We start from the raw sequence: 23,544 nt of genomic DNA, 5'->3' as shown, positions 1-23,544 counted from the left end.
GGTGCTAGGGCCTCAGGGAGACTGGCTAAGTTAATTCCATAAAAATATATACTTGGGAGAGTGTGGCTGAACCATCAGCCACGCATTTCAGTCAATCAGTTGCCCAATACCTGTACTCTGGATTTCGGCCTGTTAGCCGGCCAAAACATGATCTGTGTCGGGATGAGCGTTGAAATTTGCTGCTATAACAGCAATGTCTGATTCATCAAGGAAGCCCGATGGTACCCAAGTACTGTGCCACCGCTCTGGAGGCGGTGTCGTTAATCGATAATGACGAATTCATCTGGACCCACTCCATGGGGGCAACGCCAAGACTCTTGCTGGAGGCCCTGGCCGAACATGCGCTAAGCTGCACTAATCTCACCCTATTACAACTACATACCGAGCATGCAGAGTGCCTGAGTGGCCCCGAGCTTGAGGGGCATTTGCGCCATCGCTGCTATTTTGGTGGCAAGCCGACCCGGGAATTGCTCGCCAGTGCCCGTGCCGACTACGTGCCGGTGTTTTTATCTGAGGTGCCTAAGCTTTTTCGCCGCCGGGAGCAGCGTATCGACACTGCCATAGTGCAGGTGTCACCGCCGGATAAGCATGGCATGTGCTCTCTGGGTATTTCAGTGGAGGCGACCCGCGCCGCCTGTGAGGTGGCTGGCAAGATTATCGCCCATATCAATCCCCGCATGCCCCGTACTCATGGCGACAGTTTTCTTCCGCTGACCCGTTTTGATGCCGTGTTTGAAGCGCCTATGGAGCTGCCGGAACATGCGTTGGCGACGACAGATGCGGTGAGCCAGGCCATAGGCCGCAATGTGGCGGCGCTGGTGCGGGACGGTGACTGTTTGCAGATGGGGATTGGTGGCATTCCCGATGCCGTGCTGGGTTGCCTTGGCAATCACCAGCACCTGGGTGTACATACGGAGCTGTTTTCCGACGGCATCTTAAGTCTGGTGGAGCGCGGCGTGGTGGATAACAGCCGTAAACGTTTCGCCACCGGCAAACTGGTAACAGGGTTTGCCCTGGGTAGCCGCAGGCTTTACGACTTTGTGGATGACAATCCCCAGGTGGCCTTTTTGGACATAGAGCAGGTCAACGATACGTCCATCATCCGCCGCAATCCGCAGGTGATGGCCATTAACTCGGCACTGCAGGTGGATGTGACCGGTCAGGTGTGCGCCGACTCCATAGGTACCCGCATTTATTCCGGCGTGGGTGGCCAAATGGACTTTATCCGCGGCGCCGGACTCTCGGAAGGTGGCCGCTCTGTGATTGCCATGCCGAGCACGGCATCCGCAGGCAAGGTGTCCCGCATCAGCACCGTGCTGTCGCCGGGGGCAGGGGTGGTGACCACCCGCGCCCATGTGCACTATATAGTGACTGAATTCGGTGTGGCCTATATGCGCGGTAAATCCATTCGTGAGCGGGCCCGTTCCTTAATTGATATTGCCCACCCGGATTTTCGTGAAGCCCTGGCCCGTGAAACCCACGAAATGTGGGGGCTGTTGCTTTGAGAAAGCGCCGGAAATCCATTTAAGGCGTGAATTGATGGGGCAAACCCCTCATAGATTAATTTAAAAACACCTCGCTTATGACGAGGTGTTTTTGTTGGCATGGCTTGTGTTTGTAATGGCGCTCAGCTTCTCAGTGCACGGCGCAATATCTTGCCGACCGTGCTTTTGGGCAGCGATGCCACAAACTCAAGGTGTTTCGGCTGTTTGTAACCGGCAAGATTCGCCTGGCAGTGAGCTGTAATGGCCGCTCTGGCATCATCCGCGTCTACCGATGGCTTAAGCACGATAACAGCTTTTACTGCCTCGCCGCTACGCTCATCGGCAACGCCAATCACAGCGCATTCCAGCACAGCGGGGTGACTCGCCAGCACGTTCTCCACCTCATTGGGGTACACATTAAAGCCCGAGACAATAATCATGTCTTTTTTGCGATCCACGATGCGATAACAGCCATCGGGCTCGGCAATGGCAATGTCGCCGGTCTTGAAGAAACCATCTTTGCTGAACACCCGCGCAGTTTCTCCCGCTTGCTGCCAGTAGCCGGACATCACCTGGGGCCCGCGCACCGCCAGCTCACCCGCTTGCCCCATGGGCACGGGGGCTTCATCTTCATCCAGAATCAGCACTTCGGTGGCCAGCACCGGCCGACCTATGGTGCCCAGTCGTTCGGCACCAGGCTGGTTTAAGGTGATCACAGGAGAGGTTTCCGACAACCCATAGCCTTCGCTGATGGTGCAACCGGTGGTTTGCTGCCACAGGCTGGCTGCCGCCTCGGTCAGGGCTGTACCGCCAGAAATAGTGAGTTTCAGATGACTGAAATCGAGTGCACGGAACTCTTCCTGATGACACAGGGCAACAAACAGGGTGTTGAGCCCGGCAAATCCGGTGAAGGGGTATTTCGCCAGGGTCTTGATAAGCGACGGAATATCTCTGGGGTTAGGGATAAGCACAGAGCAGGCGCCCTGTTCGACAAAGAGCACCAGATTCACCAGAAACGCATAGATATGGTAGATGGGCAGGGGGGCAACAAAGATGTCCTCCCCCGGGGTAATAACATTGGCCAGGCGCCCGCGGCATTGGAGGGCGTTGGCTATCAGGTTGCCGTGGCTCAGCATGGCGCCCTTGGAGAGCCCTGTGGTGCCGCCTGTGTACTGCAATGCTGCCAGTGTACTGTGATTGGCGGCAATCGGTTGGCAAGTTTCCTTACTGCCAAGATCTAGGGCTTTGAGAAACTCGATGTTCTTCAGTCCGGTTTTGGGCTGTATCTGCGGGCTGACCAAATCCAGCGCGTGGGTGGATATCACCAGCTCTATCGGGGTTTCTGCCACGACCTTGGCCAAGGTCGGCAGCAGATCGGAAAGCACCACCAACACCCTCGCCCCTGAGTCTTTAAACTGATGAATAAGCTCACGCTCTGTGTAAAGCGGATTGGTGTTAACCAGCACCATGCCGGCCTTGAGCACACCATAGGCGGCAATCACAAACTGAGTGAGGTTGGGGAGCTGAATGGCGACCTTATCCCCGGGTTGCAACTGGGTATGATGTTGCAAAAAGGCGGCAAAATCGGTCGACAGTTTATCTATCTCGTTGAAGCTATGGCTTTTGCCTAAACAGGCAAAAGCTGGTTTGTCCCCAAAGCCCTTGCAGGCCTTGGTGAACAAATCAATCAATGAGGCGTATTCGTTTAAATCCAGCTGATTATTATCGTTATTTAACATGCCAGTATTCCCGCTGATGAAGGCAGTGCAGCTTCAAGGATAAACATCCAGCTTAGGCGGCCAACGCCGCCTCGGTCAATCCCCATAACCACCAGAAAGTCCTTTTGTCATCGCCGTTTGCACCGCGGTTACTCCACATTCAAAGGATGGTTTTAGCCGCTGCGGTTGATTTTTAACCAGTACTCTGTTCAGTAAAAATATTCCACACGTAAACAATTGATTTGAATTGCGTTATCAAAATGTTAAATTAATTGTTAGAAAATGTAATGGAATGCAATTCTAAAGTGTTATAGAAATGTCTGGGGGACAATTTTGCTGCCCTTGGGAAGTGCCTTCGGGATGTTTGTCGACAGCGCCCGAAGAGATAAAAAACATAATAAACAATTGAGAGCAAAGATGATGACCATACAAGACACTAAAAAGTTTGGCTTGAGCTCGTTGAGCTTGGCAGTCTCGCTGGCTTTGACTGGGGTTATGGGGGCAAGCGCAGCCTGGGCTGAAGAGGCGCAGGAAGAAGCTCAGGCGAGCGATAATATTGAAAAGATCGCCGTTGTGGGTTCTCGCGCTGCACCTCGCTCAGTGGGTGAATCCCCAGTGCCGGTAGACATCATAGGAAATGAAGAATTCACCAAGAACGGAACTACCGACATGAACGACCTGCTCGGCAAGGTCGTTCCTTCTTATAACGTTAACGCCCAACCTATTTCCGATGCCGCAACCCTGGTGCGCCCTGCCAACATGCGTGGTCTGGCGCCTGACCATACATTGATTTTGTTAAACGGTAAGCGTCGTCATCGTGCGGCAGTCATTTCTTTCCTGGGCGGCGGCGTGTCAAACGGTGCCCAGGGCCCGGACATTTCGGTGATCCCCGCCGTTGCTCTCAAGCAGGTTGAAGTACTGCGTGATGGTGCGGCGGCCCAGTACGGCTCGGATGCCATTGCCGGCGTGATTAACTTCCAGCTCAAAGACAATGCCGAAGGTGGCACCATCGAAGCCCGTTATGGCGAATTCTATGAAGGTGACGGTGGCAGTCCCATGATTGCGGCTAACGTGGGTATGCCGCTGACTGATAACGGATTCTTCAACGTCAGTGCCGAGCACAAAACCGCCGATGCCACCAGTCGCAGTGTGCAGCGTGATGATGCTGCCGACTTGATTGCCGCAGGTAACACGGCCGTGGCTAATCCCGCCCAGATTTGGGGTGCCCCGGAAACCAAAGAAGACTTTAAGTTTTTCTTCAACGCCGGTCTGGATCTCAATGCCAATCAAACAGCATACATGTTTGGTAACTGGGCCCGCCGTGACGTAGAAGGTGGCTTCTACTTCCGTAACCCCAACAACCGCGGTGGCGTTTACAGCGGTGATGATGGTGAAACTCTGCTGGTGGGTGATTTGACCGGTGATATGTCCGGTAACTGCCCCGTTATCACCATTACCAACAACGTGCCTGATCCTGTGGCGCTGGCGCAGGTGAAGAACGACCCTAACTGCTTTGTGTTCAATGAAATGTTCCCCGGTGGCTTTACGCCACGTTTTGGTGGTGTGATTGAAGACACCTCCCTGAGCGCCGGTGTGAAGGGCACCACCGCGAGCAACCTGAACTATGATTTTGGTGTCAGCTACGGTAAGAGTGACGCCGATTTCTACATCAAGAACACAGTCAACGCCTCACTGGGCCCGGATTCGCCCACCAACTTCAATCCCGGTCGTTACGTGCAGATGGAGCGCGGTGCATCGCTGGATTTCAGCTACTTTGAAGTGGATGAGTGGAGCTTCGCCGCCGGTTTGGAATACCGCCGCGAAACTTTTGAAATTTACAATGGCGACCCAGCCTCCTTTGAGCTTGGCCCACTGTACACCCAGGGCTTTGGTATCGGTTCCAACGGTTTCCCCGGCTTTAAACCCCAGGACTCAGGTTCATGGAGCCGCAACAACTACGCCGCTTACTTCGATGCTGAGCATGACCTGACTGACAACTGGCTGGTAACCGGAGCCCTGCGTTACGAGTACTATGATGATTTCGGCTCTACTACCAACTGGAAGCTGAGCTCCATCTACAATGTGACCGACGACTTCTCGCTGCGTGCCGCGGCCAGTACTGGCTTCCGTGCACCTACCGTGGGTCAGAGCAACGTGCGTAACGTAACAACGGCGTTCTCCGGTGGTCAGTTGGAAGATCAGGCAACCCTGCCTCCTACCAACCCTATCTCCATCCAGAAAGGCGCGACACCGCTGGAGCCGGAAACCTCGGTTAACCTGTCATTCGGTGCGGTGCTCACTGTGGGGGAATTCTTCCTGACTGCGGATTACTTCCACATTACCCTGGAAGACCGCATCACCCAGAGTTCCAACCAGGAGCTGACCCAGGCGGATAAGGATGCGCTGATTGCCCAGGGCGTGCTGGATGCCAACAGCTACAGTTCAGTGCTCTATTTCACCAATGACTTCGATACCACTACCCAGGGTGTCGATTTGGTTGCCAGTTACGCACCTGACTGGCTGGATGGTGCCAACTTTGCGCTGGCCTATAACTGGACTGAAACCACAGTCGACAGATTCAATCCGGACAACATCAGCGAAGCCCGTGTGAAAGTGCTTGAAGAAGCGCTGCCACATCACAAGGGCACCCTGACCTGGACCCAGGAGCTGGGTGCCAATCTGCGCTCCATGGTTCGCATGAACTACTACGGTGAGTTCTATGAAGACCACCTGGATTCAGAAGGTGATCTGCCTATCCACAACGGCTCTACCGTGACCTTTGACGCTGAAGTCGGTTATGACTTCAACGACAACTGGAGCCTGGCAGTGGGTGCACAAAACCTGTTTGATACCTACCCAGACGAAAACCCATGGGCCGGTATTGCGGGTGCGGCGTATCCTGTGACTTCACCCTATGGATTCAACGGCGGTTACTACTACGCCCGTCTGAATTACAACTTCTGATAATCAGAAGCTCTGTGACGCGAAAAGGCTGCATCTGCAGCCTTTTTTATTGGAAAAGGGCTGATATTGGGTTAACTGTCCCGACATACATACCCTGAAAATGCTGTGCCATTCTGATGGGTGTGGATAAGGTTTTCAACAGGGTTATTTTTTATAATCAATTGATATAAATTGATTAAAGCGCCTTTATTAAGCGTTTCATAAAACTTTTGTACATTTTTTTCCACAAGCTTGTTCACAATTTTAAGACTTGGGCTATAGTTGTAAGTTCCCGTAGATGGTTTTGAGTAGTCACCCTTGGGTCAGTCCCACGGAGCCTTGGTCATCCCTCTTGATGGCCCTCTGTAAGGGGTGTTGAAGCTCGAAAACCTGGCCTCTGTGGCCGATGCTCGTTGATTGACTTGCTGGCGCTTGGCAATCATTCCCTTTCCCCGGATAGCCCCCTCTCTCCTCCTGGGCTATCCGGGGCATTACCACTTTCTCTCCTTACTGTGTTACTTTTGTCCGGTTATTCCCTTATTCATTAAACCTTTATCTGGCTAAGGGATGTCGGGCTTGAGGAATTGAGTCCGGGTTTGCCTGCATTTTACTTTCGACACAGAACGGAGTCTTCCATGAAAAAACTTGCGCTAGCCGTGGCCATTATCGCCGCCGGAGCGGGAGCCTATTGGTACAGCCAGCAGCAAGGCCAGGGCGCCTTGACCAATCCAGCCCTCGATTACATCCCCGCTGACACCCCCATTTTTTCGGGCCAGCTGAAGCCATTTCCCATCAAGGACTACCTGATTGCCACCGCAGGCAACTCGGCCCATCTGGCGCAAAGTCCACTGTTGCAGGAAGAGATGGATGAAATTACCGAGCCCAGCGTCCACTTCGGCATGTACCTGTATAAGGCCTATGTGGAAGGACTGAAGGATCCCGCCGCCATGCTCAAGCGCTTCGGCCTTGGCGAACAAAGCCGTGGCTTCTTCTATACCCTGGGCGCCCTGCCTGTTGCCCGTATGGAAGTGGCCGATACCGCCGCCTTCTGGAAGTTAATGGACGAGGCCGAGCAGGCCAGCGGTTGGCAGCACACCCAGGGCACAGTTGCCGGGCAAAGCTACCGCAGCTATTTGCTGTCCGATGCCAATGACGAAGAAAAAGTGGAACTGGTTATTGCCGATCGCGAGGGCATGGTGAGTGTCACTCTCAATACCAGTTTCCAGGACCCCACGCTGCTGGAGCATGCGCTGGGCGTCACCAAGGTTACCAACCCTTTATCGGGCACCACACTGCTGGCCGATATCATCAAAACCCACGGGTTTATGGATGACAGTGTCAGCTATATCAATCATCAGGAGTTGGTCAGAGCAGTCGTATCCGGTGACAACCAGCTGGGCAAACAGCTGATGAACCTTTTTGCCAAGACTGGTGAAGATCCCTTCCTGGAACTGCGCACGCCAGAGTGTCAGACCGAACTCAATGCCATCGCGGCCAACTGGCCACGGACTGTTGCCGGTATGACCTCCATGAAGGTGGACAGCAAACAAGCCAGCATGGACATGAAGATGGTGCTGGAAACCCGCAACGAAGTGGTTATCAAGGCGCTGGACAAGATGCGCGGCTATATAGCCGGATATGTGCAAAAGCCCGGTGACAGTGTGATGGCAATGGGGCTGGGTCTGGACGTGGGCCAGCTGGCACCTTCTCTGAACAAGGTGTGGAGTGACTTTATGTCACCCCGTTTGCAGTGCCAGCCACTGGCAGAGTTGCAAACCGAAATGGAAGCCGCCAACCCGGCCATGCTGGGCATGGCAACCGCCATGGCCGATGGTGTGAAGGGCATAGGCGCAGCCGTGCTGGACTACGATTTGCAGATAACGGATGACGCACCCAGCGTGAAGAAGCTGGATGCCTTGGTGAGTCTCTCTGCCGAAGACCCTGCCTTCCTGTTCGACATGGTAAAACCCTTTGCACCTATGCTGGGGCAAATCGATCTCAAGTCGGGTGATGATGTCGACCTGTCTGACTTTATCCCTGCTGAGTTTGGCGTGACGGCCAAGCTGGGGCTGCGCGGTCAGCATCTGGTGGTTTACAGCGGTGAGGGCGGAAAACGTATGGCGGACAGCCTCAAGGGTGAGACCCTGGTCGCCAATGGCCTCTTTGGTATGTCTGCCGATTATGGTCGTTTGCTGGCACCTTTGATGACCCTGATGGAAGCCTCGGGTGAAGAAATCCCGGAAGAGCTTGAAGCCCTCAAGGACTACAAGATGCAGGTACAAATGGGGATGGACATCAACGAGCAGGGCCCGGTATTCAACACCGGCTTTGTAACCAAGCCCTGATGTGAGTTAGGCCGACGGATGTCAGCCAGACCCTAATAAAAAAACGCCGCGAAAGCGGCGTTTTTTTATGGTCGATACATTCCCCTAGTCCCTTAATCCCCTAATCCCCTAATCCCCGTGTCATTACGTCGGTGCTCGGAATGTGTGCTGGCAGCGCAGTAACTGGTGTGTCCATGACCGGCGCTTGGGGCCTTGGGGAATCCGCGGCCTGAGAGTCGGCTGTTGGTGTCTTGGCAGGCATAGACTCTTCCTGGCTTGCGGGGGTATTTGTCACCTGCACCTGAGCGTTGTGAGGCTACCGCGCTTTAGTGTTTTCGGGCGGCGGCGCACTGGTCTTTTCAGGGGTTTTTTCAGGGGTTTCTTCAGGCGGCTCGTTTGCTGTTGCTTCCTCAGACTGCTCAGCCACTTTGACCTCTGTAGGCGTTTGGGTCTCGACAGGGGCAAGCTCACCAATCAGTGCCAGTATCCCTTCGGCATCGAACGACTCCTGCCCGGGCACCCAGATATCCGGGCTGGTGCCGGCACCGGAAATCAGGCTGCCATCGAGGGCGTAGGCCAGTGAGCTGGAAAAATAAAACCGCTGCTTGAGATTGGGTAGCTGAAATGCGTGCAGCTTGCCCAGGTCTCCCATGGTGTCTTCACCTATGATAATGGCCCGCTGCCAGCCCTTGGCGCTGTGCACTATCCATTCACACTCCTGACGACAACCCGGCCCGGCTATGAGTGCCAGGCGGCCACTCACTTTGTCGGCCTTTGGCTGGCTTCTTGCGTACCACTGACCAAAGCGGCTGTGGGCGTCGTCCTCCACCAATTGCGGGCCTTCGCTGACGGCCTGATATGCGCGGTTGCCAAGATAGTCGTTGCGCTTGTCCACCGAGGTTCGGTAACGGGCAAAGCCAAGCATGGTCGAGTCTTCGTCGGCATAGGCAGCCAACACGGTCAGCAGCGCCGGGCTTTGTCCCTGGGTGCGGCGAAGATCCAATACCAGAAGTTCGGCCGCCATGGCCCGTTTTAGTTCCTGCATCTGGGCACGGTTTTGCTCGAGTTCGTTCAAATCGCCAATGGTCACCCAAAATCCCCTGACGCCAATGGGCTGGATGCTGAAAGGCAAGGCTATCACCGAGGGATCGGGGGAGGGCGGTAACAGTGGCAAACGGGTGCGCCTTTGCTGGCCCTCAGGGTTGGTGAGGGTCAGGGTAACTTCAGGCTTTTGCACCAACCCCAGTTCACCTCGCAGCAGGCTGGTGCGCGTTAGCCAGGTTGCCTGCTCTGTGAGGCTGTACTTGCTGCTGGCGGGTAAAAATGCCTGGACGGCCTCCTGCCATCGCGCCATGGGGATATCATCCAGATGACTGATAAACGGATAGTTTTCATCAAATGGCGTTAGGCTTTCGTTCAAGGCCAGCCAGCTGTCTTCCATGGGTCTGAGCTGCACCGGCAACAGTTGGCCAAACTCGGCATCGGCCTCGGTGGCAACCCCTGGGTCATCCAGCAGGTTGAGGATTTTCAGCACTTCGGCGGCAAACAGGGGCGATGGGATCTGATCCGGGTAGCGGTTACTCATGGCGCGGATATAGCTGTCTATCCGCTGCTGCTTAATGACGGGTTCCAGGCTTAAAAATGCCGAGTGGGCGGCGATTTCCCGTTGCAGAATATAGAGATCCTGGCGCATTTCCCGGGCCGTGAGGGTATCGGCCCTGGGCTCTTGTGGCCAGAGAAACAGGCTCAGACGCATGGCGCTGACGGTGATGATAATAACCAGCGCCGCCAACACCGCATCAAAGGTTGGCAGCGCGGCGGCTGGCTGTCCGGCCGAAGTGGCCTTCATGGGGGTTCGTTCTCTTAAAGTAAGTCGTTGATTGATATGCCGATACCAATCCTTTGGGTGTGGGCGTTATAGTCTATCAGGCTCTCACCATAACCATTGAAGTATTGGGTATAGAATCGCAGATTGCCTATGATGGGATAGCTCCAGGTGAACTCAACGGCGCCCCGGTTGGGGCTGTCGAGATTGTTGCGCAGCAGCATGGTGAAGCGATGTTCTTCCAGACCATACACTGCCTGGAGTTCAAAATTGCCCATGTAATCTTCGATGTCCGGGTTGTCATCACCACGGGGATCGCCTTCGTATTCTTTTTCATCTTCAGGAAGTCGCCACCACACCTTGGCGCCAATGGCCAGTGGGCCCCGGTCGAACACCATGGTGCCATAGAGGCGGTTCCAGCTGCGGGAGAAATCACCCGCCTTGCCATTTGACTGGTGCACGGCACCAAAGCCCCAGAAGGAGTTGGTCAGGCCAAACACTTCCCAGTCGTTGTTGAACAACATAAAGAGCTCTGGTTCGTGGTTAGTTTCACGAAACGGTGAGGAGATGTCCTTGTTGTAAACCTGCCAGTATGACTGGTTGGTGTAGGCAAAGAACAGGTGGCCGTTATCACCAAAGACGTTATACCAGAGGGGAAACTTAAAACTTATCTGAAACTTGGCTTCCATCTCATCCAGGGTGAACGGATGCTCCGCCGCTTCTTCTTCGAAGGGCTTCATATTGGGGGAACTGTTGTAGGTCACCGGCAATATGTAATTTACCTTGTGGGGGGTGATCACGAAGGGTTGCTCTGAGGTAGCGAGCTCATCCTTTACCCGTTCATCCACCAGAGAGGGTTCTTCTGCCAGGGCAGCATGGGAAATAAACAACAGAGGTAATAAATTTCTCATTAAGTTTTTCATTGTCTTTCCATGAACATATAGCGCCTATCTTGTTGTAGGGCAGATTAACGCCCCCGCCGCGCATTTACCAGAATTCCCCATGGCTCAACGTGAAGCCGCTGGTCTTTTGTGCCACAGCATAGAACTTTTCGCGATAAGTTAGTTTGCCTGTATGGGCTGTTATTTGCACAGTCGTTTCTTTAGCACTCTGTTTTGTTGGGTATTTTTTGATTCGGGCGTTTGTCCGGGCGCTCAGTGTTAACAGGGTGGTGTCTCGCCAGTCTGTATATTCGTTTTGGTTATAAAAACTAACTATTTACTATTTTTTAAGGAATATAAGGCCCGTTATATTGGCTTCCAATCTGGTAAGTGGGGGTGTGTATGGACGTTGTGACGTTGCCGGGCCAAGGGCCCAACGGCAAGGTGTGGTTAGTGGGTGCCGGTCCGGGAGATGTGGAACTCCTGACCCTGAAGGCTGCCCGTATCCTGGCCAGCGCCGATGCCGTACTCTATGACGCACTGGTCAGTGATGACATTCTCGCCCTCATTCCAGAACACGCCGAAAAGATTGCCGTTGGCAAGCGCGCCGGTGCCCACAGTGCCCGTCAGGAAGAAATCAACCAACTGCTGGTGACCAAGGCCTTTACCCGTAAAAACGTGGTGCGCCTTAAAGGTGGCGATCCCTTTATTTTCGGCCGTGGCGGCGAAGAGTTGCAAACCCTGGTTGAAGCCGGGGTGGCCTTTGAGGTGGTACCTGGCATTACAGCCGCCAGCGGCACCTCAGCCTATGCCGGTATTCCGCTTACCCACAGAGACTTTGCCCAGGGCGTCACCTTTATCACCGGTCATTGCCAGCTCGAGAGCCGCCCCATGGACTGGCAGGGCTATGCCAATCCGGCCAACACCCTGGTGGTATACATGGGCATTCTCAACGCCGGACTCATCCAGCGGGAGCTGACCAAACATGGCCGCAGTCCAGCCACCCCGGTGGCCATAGTTTCCCGTGCCACCACCGCCCATCAGCAAAGGGTGATTGGCACCCTGGGCGACCTTGAAACCCTCGCCAAAGATGAGCGGGTGGTGATGCCTGCACTGATGATAGTGGGGGAAGTGGTGGGTCTCGCCGACACCCTCAACTGGTTTGAACCCGCCCAAGTGGCAGAGGTTCTGCCCAAACAGAATACGAATTGATGCTGCCGCGGCAGCCTTCTCACAAATAAGACTCGGAGAAACAAGATGTCAGGGCCTGTGTTAAGCCACCTTGAGCAACTGGAAGCGGAAAGCATCCAGATCTTCCGTGAAGTCGCAGCGGAGTTTGATAACCCTGTGATGCTGTATTCCATCGGTAAGGATTCCTCTGTGCTGCTGCATTTGGCGCGCAAGGCCTTCTATCCGGGCAAAATTCCGTTCCCCTTGCTGCACGTGGACACCGACTGGAAATTCCGCGACATGATCACTTTCCGTGATGAAGCGGCGAAAAAATACGGCTTCGACTTGCTGGTGCACAAAAACCCCGAAGGCATTGCCATGGGTATGAACCCCTTCACCTTTGGTTCATCCAAGCATACCGACGTGATGAAGACCGAGGGCTTAAAGCAAGCGCTCAACAAATACGGTTTCGATGCCGCCTTCGGTGGTGCCCGCCGTGACGAAGAGAAGTCCCGCGCCAAGGAGCGTGTGTACTCTTTTCGCGACAGCAAACACCGCTGGGACCCGAAAAACCAGCGCCCCGAGCTGTGGCACACCTACAACGGCCAGGTGAACAAGGGCGAAAGCATCCGGGTGTTCCCGCTGTCCAACTGGACCGAACTGGATATCTGGCAATACATCTATCAGGAAAACATCGACATAGTGCCGCTGTACTTTGCCGGGTACCGCCCCGTGGTAGAGCGTAATGGCACCCTCATCATGGTGGATGACGATCGTATGCCACTGAACGAAGGCGAAGTGCCCGAGCAAAAACTGGTGCGTTTCCGCACCCTGGGTTGTTATCCGCTCACCGGCGCGATTGAGTCCAGCGCCACCACCCTCACCGGCATCATCGAAGAGATGCTGCTGTCCCGCTCCAGCGAGCGCCAGGGTAGGGTGATTGACCACGATTCATCGGGTTCCATGGAAAAGAAAAAGCGCGAGGGGTATTTCTGATGTCTATTGCACAGCAGGTAAAAGATCTGGGTATCGAAGAGTACCTGGAAAGACAACAGCACAAGTCGCTGCTCAAGTTTCTCACCTGTGGCTCTGTGGATGATGGCAAGTCGACCCTGATTGGTCGTCTGCTGCACGACAGTGCCCAGATTTATGAAGATCAGCTCGCTGCCCTGTCGAAAGACTCCAAGGTGCACGGCACCACCGGCGAAGCCATCGATTTGGCTCTCTTGGTAGACGGCCTGCAGGCCGAGCGTGAGCAGGGCATCACCATCGATGTGGCTTACCGTTATTTCTCCACCGAGAAGCGCAAGTTCATCATCGCCGACACCCCCGGCCACGAGCAGTACACCCGCAACATGGCCACGGGCGCGTCCAACTGTGACCTTGCCATCATCCTGGTGGATGCCCGCTACGGCGTGCAAACCCAGACCCGCCGCCACAGCTTTATCTGCTCGCTGCTCGGCATCAAGCAGTTCGTGGTGGCCGTGAACAAGATGGATTTGCTGGGCTTCGATGAAGCGCGCTTTGACGAAATCAAGCGCGAGTACCTGGCCTTTGCCGAGCAGCTCAAGGTACCGGATATCAAGTTTGTGCCCCTGTCGGCCCTCAAGGGCGACAACGTGGTGAGCCGCTCTGAGCAAAGCCCCTGGTACAGCGGCGAGACCCTGCTGTCGATTCTTGAAAATGCCCCGGTTACCGGTGCCAATCGTGAATTCGAAGCCCGCTTGCCAGTGCAGTATGTGAGCCGCCCGAACCTGGATTTCCGCGGGTTTGCCGGCACCATCGCCAGTGGCAGATTTAAGGTGGGCGATGCGGTCAAGGCCCTGCCTTCCGGTAAAGCCTCTACCGTAAAAAGCATTGTCACCTTCGATGGCGAGCTTGACGAAGCCTTTGCCGGTCAGGCCATCACCCTCACCTTGAACGATGAAATCGATATCAGCCGCGGCGATGTGATAGTGCCTGCCAGCAGCGATGTGACAGTGTCCAACCGACTGCTCGCCAAGGTGGTGTGGATGCACGAGCAGCCACTGACCCTGGGCAAGCAATACAACATCAAGCTGGGTACCCGCAAGGTGCCGGGCACGGTGCGCCACATCATCCACAGCATAGATGTGAACACCCTGGCCGAAGACAAGGCCAATGAGCTGCCGCTGAACGGCATTGCACTGGTGGAGCTGGAGCTGGATGAAGCCGTGGTGTTCGACCCTTACCAGGATAATCGCGACACAGGTGGTTTTATCTTTATCGACCGCATCAGCAACATCACGGTGGGCGCGGGCCTGGTGGAAAGCGCGCTGGAAGCCGAGCACAAGACCACGGATTTCAGTGAGTTTGAGCTTGAGCTGAATGCCCTCATTCGCAAGCACTTCCCCCACTGGCAGGCGCTGGATATCAGCAAACAGTAATTGCTGCACATCGCGGTACTGCGTTGAACAGTGCTGAAGCAAGCAGACACACAGCGGGCCTTCGGGCCCGTTTTTCCCCGGATACAAGGATAAGGCTATGACGCTGGAGCAATATTGGGTAATAGGCATGGTACTGACACTGGTCGGTACCCTTGTCTGCACCCGTTTGCCGGCGTCCTGGGTGTTTGCGGCGGTAGCGCTCTTATCCTATGTATCCAACTCCCTGAGTTTGAATGAGTTGTCGGCTTCCTTTACCGACTCCTCCCTGCTGACGCTGGTGCTCTTGCTGCTGGCCTCGGTGGCGCTGGAAAAGACCCGTCTTATCAGCTGGGTCGGGGTGCAGCTGAGCCGCGGCGGCCTGAGAACCGTGCTTACCAAGCTGTGGTTTTCCACCTCGGTGCTGTCATCTTTCACCGCCAACACGGCGGTGGTGGCGAGTCTTATTGGTGCCATCAAGCGCAACCAGCGCTATGCGCCGTCAAAGCTGATGCTGCCCATGGCCTTTGCGGCCACCTTTGGCGGCACCCTGACCCTGATTGGCACCTCCACCAACCTGGTGATCAACAGCTTCCTCGACCGCGCCGGACTGCCGCTGCTGCAGTTTTTCACCACTACAGGGGTGGCAATCGGTGTGGTGCTGGCGGGCATGCTGGTGCTGTGGCTGATTGCCGACCGCCTGCCCATTACCGAAAAAGCCGAAGACGAGCAGAACCTGCCGTACTTTCTCGAGGCCCGTATTGCCCCGGGGTCGATTCTGATTGGCAAAACCGTGAGTGACGCGGGCCTGCGTCATTTGCGTAAGCTGTATCTTGCCGAAATTCAGCGCCTTATCGATGGTGAAAAGACCACCATCATTCCGGTCACCCCGGAAGAAGTGCTCCAGCAAGGGGACGTGCTGCTGTTTGCCGGTGATATGGAGTCGGTGGCGGTATTGCAGGAAATCGCCGGGCTGACCCTCTATGGCCACCACACCATGAATGGCCAGAGCCTGGCCGAGGCCATCATCAGCCACTCCTCCAGCCTCAATGGCGTGAGCCTCAAAGATGCCCAGTTCCGTGAGCGTTTCGATGCTGTGGTGGTGGCGGTGCGCCGTGGCCACGAGCGCCTGCGGGGTGGTTTGGGTACTATCGAACTCCAGGCCGGTGATGCCCTGCTGCTGGTACCGGGCAAAGGTTTTGGCGATGCCTCCCTGCGCCTGGATAAAGAGTTCCTGCTGGTGAATGGCGTAGACTCCGCCACCCGATTGTCCCCCGGTCGCAGTGCCTGGGTGCTGGCAAGCTTTGCCGCCGTGATTGGCCTGGCCATGTTCAATGTGCTGCCACTGATGAAGGGCCTGACCCTGTTTGTGGCGGGTTTGCTGCTGACGCAGGTAGTGAGCCTGTCTGAGCTTAAGCGCCGCTTCCCCATCGACATAGTGCTGATTGTGGGCGGTGCGCTGGCGCTGTCACAGGCCATGGGCAACAGTGGCATATCCAAATTGCTGGCCGACGAACTGACCGCCGGTTTCAGCGGTGTACACTATTTCTTTGTGATGGCGGGCATTTACCTGCTGACACTCTTTTTAACCGAACTGATGTCCAACAATGCCGCCGCCGCGCTGGTGTGCCCCATTTCCATCAGCCTGGCCCAGGGCCTTGGCATAGACCCCATGCCCTTTATCATGGCGGTGCTCTTTGGCGCCAGTGCCAGTTTTATCAGCCCCTGGGGATACCAGACCAACCTCTTGGTATTTACCGTGGGCAATTATCGGTTAAAACAATATGTCGGCGTCGGCATCCCCATGGCCATTGCCTACACCTTTGCGGTACTGGCGCTGATCCCCCTGATGTTCCCGTTCCACAGCCTGTAACGGGCAGAGGCAAGGAGAGAAAATGAATCATATTGTGTGGCACCAACACGCCATTACCCACAGCGAACGCGCCCGGCAAAAGGGTCATCGCGGCGCCATTCTCTGGTTTACCGGCCTCTCCGGTGCCGGCAAGAGCACCCTTGCCGGTGCTTTGGAAGCCGAACTCTTTCGCCGCGGCCTGCACTCGTATCTCCTGGATGGCGACAATGTGCGCCATGGTCTGTGTAAAGATTTGGGCTTCAGCCTGGAAGACAGACGGGAGAACATCCGCCGTGTGGGCGAAGTCGCCAAGCTGATGCTGGACGCAGGGCTATTGGTACTCTCGGCCTTTGTCTCACCCCAGCGGGCGGAGCGGGATCTGGTGCGCGCCCTGGTGGGCGAGGGGGAGTTTATCGAGGTGCACGTGGCTACGCCGCTCGATGTGTGTGAATCCCGCGACCCCAAGGGCCTTTACCAGAAGGCCCGGGCTGGTGAGATTAAAGATTTTACCGGTATTTCTTCGCCCTATGAGGCACCTGTGAGTGCGGAGTTGGTGATTGATACCAGTGAGGGGGACCTGGATTCTCAGGTGGCGCAGTTGGTGGATTATTTGATTAGTGGTGGATATATTCCTGCCTGATTGGGCATCAGGGGGCTTTCTCGTTAGCCGAGTGCTCTGGTGCTGAATGCCAGTTTCGGCGGCTAAAGTCTGATTGATGGCTAGCGCCGCAAAGTCTTAATCTCTGTTGCTTTTCAAGCAACCAAAGTCGTGGGGCTTCACCCCACACCCGACCAAGAGGGGATCTACAGCAATCCCCTCTTGGATCTCCCCTGCCACCCCAGACGAAGCCGAGCACTTTGGCTTTATGGGCTGAAAACGAGCACCGTGACCGACTCGCTCCAAGCTCGACGGTCACTGCCTCGATATCCCTATCTCGTCTTACTCGTTTTCTTCAGCCCAACAGCCAAAGCGGCTTCGATGGGGAATAAGCGTGTCGTCCGACAGTGAGATGAACAATTTCATCTCACTAGCGTTTCCCGCAAATAACTGTCAGGAACAGTTATTAACAGCGATAGCTGGCCCAAAGGGTGCCTTGCAGGAAGCAAGGCATCAGGCCTCTGGCCGCCACGCGGAGATAAAACCGGTACTCACTGCGAGTAAAGTGTTGTGCCTGTCCTATCTTTTATAAGAATATCTACACTTTGGCAGTTACTGTTGCATACGGAGCGAAAGACTTAATGTATAAGTCTAATAATGTTAATTTTCAGAACGCCCCAGGCATAACTCAGTTAAAGCGGGATGTAGTGTATTACTTTAACCACCGATACGACACATTTTATGAAAGGCTGAATATGCAACAATTCCCCTATAATGTGAACCCATGGAATTTGTTCCCTCGGAGCTAAGGTTAACAGTGTGAGTTTAGTAGGTTTTATTAAACGCTACTTGTCTAGTAGCTATAATCGAAAGACTAAGGGCTGGAACAAAAAGTATGCAATGTTTTTTGTGAAATTTGATTTTGCTCTTACTCTCACGCAAATATTTTCACCACTGGCTTTGATAATGGCTGTGTATATATTAGGGGACTTGTGGTGGTTAGTTTTTACGGCTCCATTTTTCGGGGGGGGGGGGCTGAGTTTTTCTTATCTCTTAAGTGGCAGATTTATAAAGACATTGATCTCTATAGTACTGAAAATGGATTTGATGTTTACTGGTTTGTAAGTTTTCTGGCGTTTATGGGGGTGATGACCACAGGGGGAATTGTTATATTCCTTAAAGGTATTCACCATATATAAAGATACAGGACAGCCAAACCTTTTTGATGTTTTGCATACCCTAAAAAAAGTGTCAGGACACCCAAAACACTTTGTCTGAGAAGGGCTATTATAGCCCTCGCTCTTGTACTTTGCTCAGCGCTCGAGATAAAGGGGTCGGAGTGGAGATAAAGGGGTCGGAGTGAATTAACTGCTAGTGGCCTTTTTATCTTGTTGGTTAATTTTGTGTAGTGCGTATTATTATGATTTATGCTCTTTTATTAGAAGGTTGTAGTAGGCCACTCGAAGCGCTTTGGCTAAACATTACACTAATGTGGGTGTAGTCAATCATTGCCTAATTTATCTAATTCACCTTTTAGAAATAATATCTGCCCGTCAATCGATTTGATCTTGGTATCCGCAGCAATACTGACAGCCGACATTTCTTCAGCCAAACTTTGTTGCCAAGTCGCACCTGCGAGATTATTTCGAGCATAATGCCTATCGTTTTGCAAAAGTTTAATCCTCTTATCACGCTCCCGGCCTACATGTTCACGTTTTAACTCGAGCTCTCGTATTTCACGCTCTATCTTACGCCGTTTAACGTAATCCTTCAGGCCTTCCCTTTCGCCTAAATCCACGGTGTCAGCGGTGGTTTGTTTGCCCACTACACTGCCCACATGGTCAACGTTGATTGGCTTGGCATCAGCAGCGCAGGGTTCTTGGGAAAACACAGTCTTGCCATCAATCTCACACCGATAAATGTCTGAGGCTTGGGCATCTGAAACGAGCAGCGCATAGATTGCTGGAGTCAAGTAGAGGGCTTTTGTGCTGAAGTGCACAAACAAATCAGGTAAGAATTTCACTGAGATCCAAGTCCATTTAGTCACAAATTCCTTGTAACAGACTAAGCAATTAAATGATGCATTTCAATCAGCCAGATTAAATGAGCGCGTGCACTGACAGCTCTTTATAAAGATCGGACAGGCATAACACGTAGCTTGAAATGAATCCCGCTCGAAGAGGCTGCGGGGCATAGGAGGTCGTGGCTCAGACATCGCGAATGTTGCAAAGCGACAAACCCGCAGGATTGGGCCAAGCGCAGCTTGGCGAGTAACATTTATCACCACCGGATGAAGGTGGTACTCATGTGCTCAGTTTGCAGGCTGAACGTCTGCCGAAAAAGCATTTGCTTCAGATGAAGCCTCATCGATAGCCACTTCAGCTCCCTCTGCTGCCAGCAGCTCCAATCGCTCCCGTTCTGCTTTGGAAACGTACTTGGGTTTATTGCTGCCGTGGAGCTTGGCTTTCTTCTTTTTGTCTTTGGCAATCAGGGTTTGATTGATTTTCTTCTTTCTGTTCATGGGCGGCTAGTGTGTGACGGCAAATGGGTGACGACTCTAAGGCGGCTTAAGCTGGGCTGTGTAAAAAGACGGCGCACTATAGCAGCAATTGCAGGCGGGTTAAATGTCTTGGCATGTCGGCAGACGGCTACCCGCGGCGCTTGGGATGGGACAGCCGCAGCAGGGGGAAGGGTGATTAAGCTTGCAAGTCAGCTTACGTCAAAGTCCTTGGCGAGCATGCCTCTGAGGGCGGGGCCGAAGTTGGACTCAGTGTGGGGGCGTACCAGATGGGCCAGTTCATCTCCTACGGTGGAAAAACGGTAGTAAGACAGCAGCAGATGGCCGTGGCGTGGGGTGAGCTTAAGCTCGGTCTTGGGCAGCATCAGTGAGAAGGTGCGTTTGGGGTCCAGCTCGCCGGTCTCAAATTCGGTACTGTGGAGTATGCCAAGGTCCATCAGGCTGACCAGCGCCGAGTAGGGCAGGCCGAATTGGGACAGGGGCAGGGTAACAGAGGAGGATTTTCGAAACAGCTGGCCGATACCGCCGGTGACCCGGTAGCCGGAGAGGATTTTCAGCCTGTCGTCGCTGCCAACGCGCACCGCAACGGTGAGCGCTTTCTCCAGAGTTTGGGCCTCGCGCCAGGTGAGGCGCCTTAAGGTTTCCAGGGTTCTCAAGCTGAAGTTGCCGGGTTCGGTCAGCTCTTTGGCCAATATGCGGGCCCACAGCTCCTGCATGCGGCGGTTATGGATTTGCTCCGCCATCTGAAAAAACTGATACAGCCAGTCAGGGTCGGGATCGGCGCCCACCATGTCCGATGGCGTATACTTGAGCGCCAGGGTATAGATAGACTCCACGTTGGCCTGATGCTGTGCCGCCATCTTGCGCGCCCGGTGCGCTGCGCGCTCTGCCACCGACGCATTGGAGGGGCGATAGCCCTCTTCACTGGCAAGCCCCAGTATGCGACCCAGCAGCAACGCCTTGCGCCTGGCGGAGTTATCGCTCTGGCTGCTGCTCGGGTTGCTGGTTGCGGTCAGGCTGAATTCTGGCTCGTTGTCGGTGTTACTCATGGGCTCGTCTCTGCATTCTGAGCTTGGCTGCTCTTTATTGTTATAGGTTGCTCTTTATTGTAGTGGGCTGCGCTTGATTGTCATGGGCCGGGTTCGATTGCGCACTCAGGCCCGGCCTCTGTCAGTTGCGGCTTTCGCGCCAGTGCGCTTTTACTCGGCGCTTTTGTTAATCGGCGCTTTTAATGGCTTTGGGTACTCGACTCTTGCTATTCCCGACTCCCAATTCCCGATTCCCAATTCCCAATTCCGGTTACTCGGTGCGGGGCGCCAGGGCCTTGGCCGGAAACAGGACTTCGTTGCCGGGGGCCGGGTGCCTTGGCACGTTCAGCGACAGCAGCAGGGAGCATACGGCCATGGCGGCACCGATATAAAATACTGCCGCATTGGACTCAAGCCACAGATAGCCCAGCAGTACCGGGATCACCACGGCAGCAATGTGGTTGATGGTAAAGCTCACCGACATGCTGGCGGCGATGTCGGGCCGGTCGGCAATCTTCTGGAAATAGGTTTTCATGGCAATGGCCATGGCAAACAGCAGGTGGTCAATCACATACAGGGCCGCGGCAAAGTGAGCGTTTTCCACCAGGGCGTAGCTGACAAATACCCCAATCAGGCCCACGTATTCCAGGCACAGGGCATTGCGCTCGCCGATGCGGCCAATCAGGCGACCGATGGCGGGGGCAAAGAGGAGATTGATGACATAGTTAATCAAAAACAGCGCGGTGATTTCGCTGACGCTGTAATGGAATTTCTCCACCATCATAAACCCGGCGAAGACCACGAAGATTTGCCGTCTGGCGCCGGAGAAAAAAGTCAGTAAATAGTAGAGCCAGTAGCGGCGGCGCAATATCACCTTTTTGTGCTGCACTTCCCCTGTGTCGAAACGGGGAAAGTGGCGCCACAGCCCCAACGTCATCAGGCACCCCATGCCGCCGACAAAGGCATACATCCACACATAATCGAGCTTGAACACCGTCATCAGCAGCCAGATGCTGCCATAGCCACCGAGGGCGGCAGCGGCCTTCCACGACAGGGCCTTGCCCATAAAACCGGCGGTCTGTTCCTTATCGACCCATTGCAGGGTGAGGGACTGATTGAGGGTTTCGTAGTAGTGAAAGCCCACCGACATCAGCACTGTGGTGAAGTAAAGCCCCATGACCGAAGGTAAAAAGCCGGTGATGGCGACCCCAATACTCATCACCAACAACGACAGGAGGGCGAAGGATTGTTCGCGGATAATCAGCAGAACAAAGATAGCGGTAAAGGCGAGAAATCCGGGGACTTCCCTGAGGCTTTGCAGCATGCCGATTTCGGCGCCGCTGAAGTGGGCCCGCTCGATAACAAAGTTGTTCAGCAGCGCCTGCCAAACGGCAAACACCATGGACATGATAAATGTCATCCAAAGCAGCAGCCGTTGGGCCTGTTGACCCTCATTCCCTGAAAGCATGTTAACACCGGTGAACACAGAAGATTTTGGCATGTTAAACCCTGACATCCCATTTGGCTACCGACCAAATTAAGCAACTTTGGATGTAGTTGCCGGGGGCACAAATGTGAGGCAGTTGGAATTTAAGCATCCGGGCCGGCACGCTACCCATGGCTCGTGATCCATTTCAATAAAAAATCATACACTTTGGCCTATCATCGCCTAAAGCCCGAGCAATTATGGCAGGTAAACCGTGAGCAAAACTCTTATTCTTTTTTCCACCGTCCATGGTCAGACCCGCAAGATTTGCGATCGCATTGCCGAGGTGATGCGCGGCCTTGACCACGAGGTGACCCTGATGCCCCTGGAACAGGCGCCCAGTCTGGAGGGGTTCGATAAGGTGGTGCTGGGAGCCAGCATTCGCCATGGCAAACATAACAGCGCCGTGTACCAGTTTATTGAGCAAAATCTGGATGCGCTGCGAAGCCGTGCCGGTGCCTTTTTCTCTGTCAGTCTGGTGGCCCGCAAGCAAGCCAAAAATACGGCGGCCACCAACCCCTATATGCAGGACTTTTTGGCTAAATCCCCCTGGCGCCCGGAATTGCTGGAGGTGTTTGGCGGCAACCTGCACTATCAGGGCTATAGCGCCATGGACCGAAATATCATCCGATTTATCATGTGGTTGACCAAGGGGCCTACCGACCCCAATACCAAGGTGGAGTACACCGACTGGCAAAAAGTTGATAGGTTTTCCCGAGAAATAGCATCTATGGAAATTTTATCCCGATGAATGGCAACCCCAGTGGCAATGGTCTTAAACGCATGTGGCTTAAACTGCAACCCAAGCTGCATTTGATGGCGCTGCTGCCTGTATTGCCGGTGCTGGTGTCGGCGCCATTTTTATTGCTGGGCCGCAGGCTCAGGGACAATGCCTCTGTCTGGGATTTGCTGCACGTGTATCTGGGGCTCGTGCTGGTGCCCATATCCATCCTGCTGCTGATTTCCTGCGTGGTGCAGGGGCGCTGGCGGCAGTTTTTTCCGCTGTGGGGCAGTGATGCCCTGCGTCAGGACATAAAAGCTCTGGCCTCTGCCAGGCTGCCCAAGGGCGGTGGCAGTGGGCTTTTCAGCCTGCTCGAAGGCCTGTGTGCGCTGCTGCTGGTGGCCGTTGCTCTGACCGGATTGGGGTGGTATGTCACCGAAGGCAGTGCCGAGGCCTTAAGCTGGCGGGCCTGGCATAAGGACCTTGCCATTGGGTTTGTGGTGTTGTTGGCGCTGCATGTGTTGGCGGCCCTGTCACACCTGTTGGACTTTTTCCGTCAATAAGCTTTATCTGTCTGTAAACTCGGCATGTGATTCAGGCACCAGTTTTTAAATA

General features: G+C 54.4%; 17 protein-coding genes. 10 read left to right on the top strand and 7 right to left on the bottom strand.

Features of this window, described 5'->3' with window-relative positions; all coding sequences use genetic code 11:
* Positions 1 to 218 precede the first annotated feature (218 nt).
* The gene (locus tag K0H63_RS15935; RefSeq protein ID WP_220065524.1) at positions 219 to 1,505 is read left to right on the top strand and encodes an acetyl-CoA hydrolase/transferase family protein; all 1,287 of its coding nucleotides are present in this window, start codon (positions 219 to 221) and stop codon (positions 1,503 to 1,505) included.
* A gap of 122 nt (positions 1,506 to 1,627) precedes the next feature.
* Here the strand turns inward: K0H63_RS15935 and K0H63_RS15930 are convergent, their stop codons facing one another.
* On the bottom strand, positions 1,628 to 3,223 hold the full coding sequence (locus K0H63_RS15930) for an AMP-binding protein (protein ID WP_220065523.1): 1,596 nt from the start codon (positions 3,221 to 3,223) through the stop codon (positions 1,628 to 1,630).
* A gap of 399 nt (positions 3,224 to 3,622) precedes the next feature.
* On the opposite strand from K0H63_RS15930, the gene K0H63_RS15925 reads away from it, so the two are divergent.
* The gene (locus tag K0H63_RS15925; RefSeq protein WP_220067933.1) at positions 3,623 to 6,166 is read left to right on the top strand and encodes a TonB-dependent receptor plug domain-containing protein; all 2,544 of its coding nucleotides are present in this window, start codon (positions 3,623 to 3,625) and stop codon (positions 6,164 to 6,166) included.
* Between the two features lie 614 nt (positions 6,167 to 6,780).
* Positions 6,781 to 8,490, top strand: coding sequence for a hypothetical protein (locus K0H63_RS15920; protein ID WP_220065522.1), 1,710 nt, complete (start codon positions 6,781 to 6,783; stop codon positions 8,488 to 8,490).
* Between the two features lie 295 nt (positions 8,491 to 8,785).
* On the opposite strand, the gene K0H63_RS15915 is transcribed toward K0H63_RS15920, so the two are convergent.
* Positions 8,786 to 10,318 (bottom strand): S41 family peptidase, encoded by a 1,533-nt coding sequence (locus K0H63_RS15915; RefSeq protein ID WP_220065521.1) that lies wholly within the window; start codon positions 10,316 to 10,318, stop codon positions 8,786 to 8,788.
* 14 nt (positions 10,319 to 10,332) lie between these two features.
* Positions 10,333 to 11,217, bottom strand: coding sequence for a phospholipase A (locus K0H63_RS15910; protein WP_220065520.1), 885 nt, complete (start codon positions 11,215 to 11,217; stop codon positions 10,333 to 10,335).
* Positions 11,218 to 11,577: 360 nt separating this feature from the next.
* Between K0H63_RS15910 and cobA the strand changes: the two genes are divergently transcribed.
* The 5 genes from cobA (at position 11,578) to cysC (ending at position 17,218) form a co-directional block, all read left to right on the top strand.
* Entirely contained in the window at positions 11,578 to 12,387 is an 810-nt protein-coding gene (gene cobA, locus K0H63_RS15905) for a uroporphyrinogen-III C-methyltransferase (protein WP_220065519.1), read from the top strand.
* 45 nt (positions 12,388 to 12,432) lie between these two features.
* The gene (gene cysD, locus K0H63_RS15900; protein WP_220065518.1) at positions 12,433 to 13,341 is read left to right on the top strand and encodes a sulfate adenylyltransferase subunit CysD; all 909 of its coding nucleotides are present in this window, start codon (positions 12,433 to 12,435) and stop codon (positions 13,339 to 13,341) included.
* Positions 13,341 to 14,750, top strand: coding sequence for a sulfate adenylyltransferase subunit CysN (cysN, locus tag K0H63_RS15895; protein WP_220065517.1), 1,410 nt, complete (start codon positions 13,341 to 13,343; stop codon positions 14,748 to 14,750). Before cysD ends, cysN begins: the two co-directional genes overlap by 1 nt.
* Positions 14,751 to 14,847: 97 nt before the next feature.
* Complete coding sequence (locus K0H63_RS15890) at positions 14,848 to 16,599, top strand: SLC13 family permease (protein WP_220065516.1); 1,752 nt, start codon at positions 14,848 to 14,850, stop codon at positions 16,597 to 16,599.
* Between the two features lie 22 nt (positions 16,600 to 16,621).
* A complete protein-coding gene (cysC, locus tag K0H63_RS15885) occupies positions 16,622 to 17,218 on the top strand; it encodes an adenylyl-sulfate kinase (RefSeq protein WP_220065515.1) in 597 nt (198 codons plus the stop codon).
* Positions 17,219 to 18,677: 1,459 nt separating this feature from the next.
* Here the strand turns inward: cysC and K0H63_RS15880 are convergent.
* From K0H63_RS15880 to K0H63_RS15865, 4 genes are all read right to left on the bottom strand, one after another.
* Positions 18,678 to 19,199 (bottom strand): DUF4124 domain-containing protein, encoded by a 522-nt coding sequence (locus K0H63_RS15880; protein ID WP_220065514.1) that lies wholly within the window; start codon positions 19,197 to 19,199, stop codon positions 18,678 to 18,680.
* A 288-nt stretch (positions 19,200 to 19,487) separates the two neighbouring features.
* On the bottom strand, positions 19,488 to 19,697 hold the full coding sequence (locus K0H63_RS15875; RefSeq protein ID WP_220065513.1) for a DUF2986 domain-containing protein: 210 nt from the start codon (positions 19,695 to 19,697) through the stop codon (positions 19,488 to 19,490).
* 188 nt (positions 19,698 to 19,885) lie between these two features.
* Entirely contained in the window at positions 19,886 to 20,743 is an 858-nt protein-coding gene (locus tag K0H63_RS15870; protein ID WP_258405597.1) for a TIGR03899 family protein, read from the bottom strand.
* Positions 20,744 to 20,993: 250 nt separating this feature from the next.
* Positions 20,994 to 22,190 (bottom strand): MFS transporter, encoded by a 1,197-nt coding sequence (locus K0H63_RS15865; protein WP_220067931.1) that lies wholly within the window; start codon positions 22,188 to 22,190, stop codon positions 20,994 to 20,996.
* 232 nt (positions 22,191 to 22,422) lie between these two features.
* On the opposite strand from K0H63_RS15865, the gene hemG reads away from it, so the two are divergent.
* On the top strand, positions 22,423 to 22,959 hold the full coding sequence (gene hemG, locus K0H63_RS15860) for a menaquinone-dependent protoporphyrinogen IX dehydrogenase (RefSeq protein ID WP_220065512.1): 537 nt from the start codon (positions 22,423 to 22,425) through the stop codon (positions 22,957 to 22,959).
* Positions 22,956 to 23,492 (top strand): cytochrome b/b6 domain-containing protein, encoded by a 537-nt coding sequence (locus tag K0H63_RS15855; RefSeq protein WP_220065511.1) that lies wholly within the window; start codon positions 22,956 to 22,958, stop codon positions 23,490 to 23,492. Before hemG ends, K0H63_RS15855 begins: the two co-directional genes overlap by 4 nt.
* The last annotated feature ends 52 nt before the right edge of the window (positions 23,493 to 23,544 follow it).

Origin of the sequence: Shewanella zhangzhouensis (genome assembly GCF_019457615.1) — a bacterium.
Classification (GTDB): domain Bacteria; phylum Pseudomonadota; class Gammaproteobacteria; order Enterobacterales; family Shewanellaceae; genus Shewanella; species Shewanella zhangzhouensis.
This window is presented reverse-complemented; position numbering and strand designations above follow the sequence as displayed.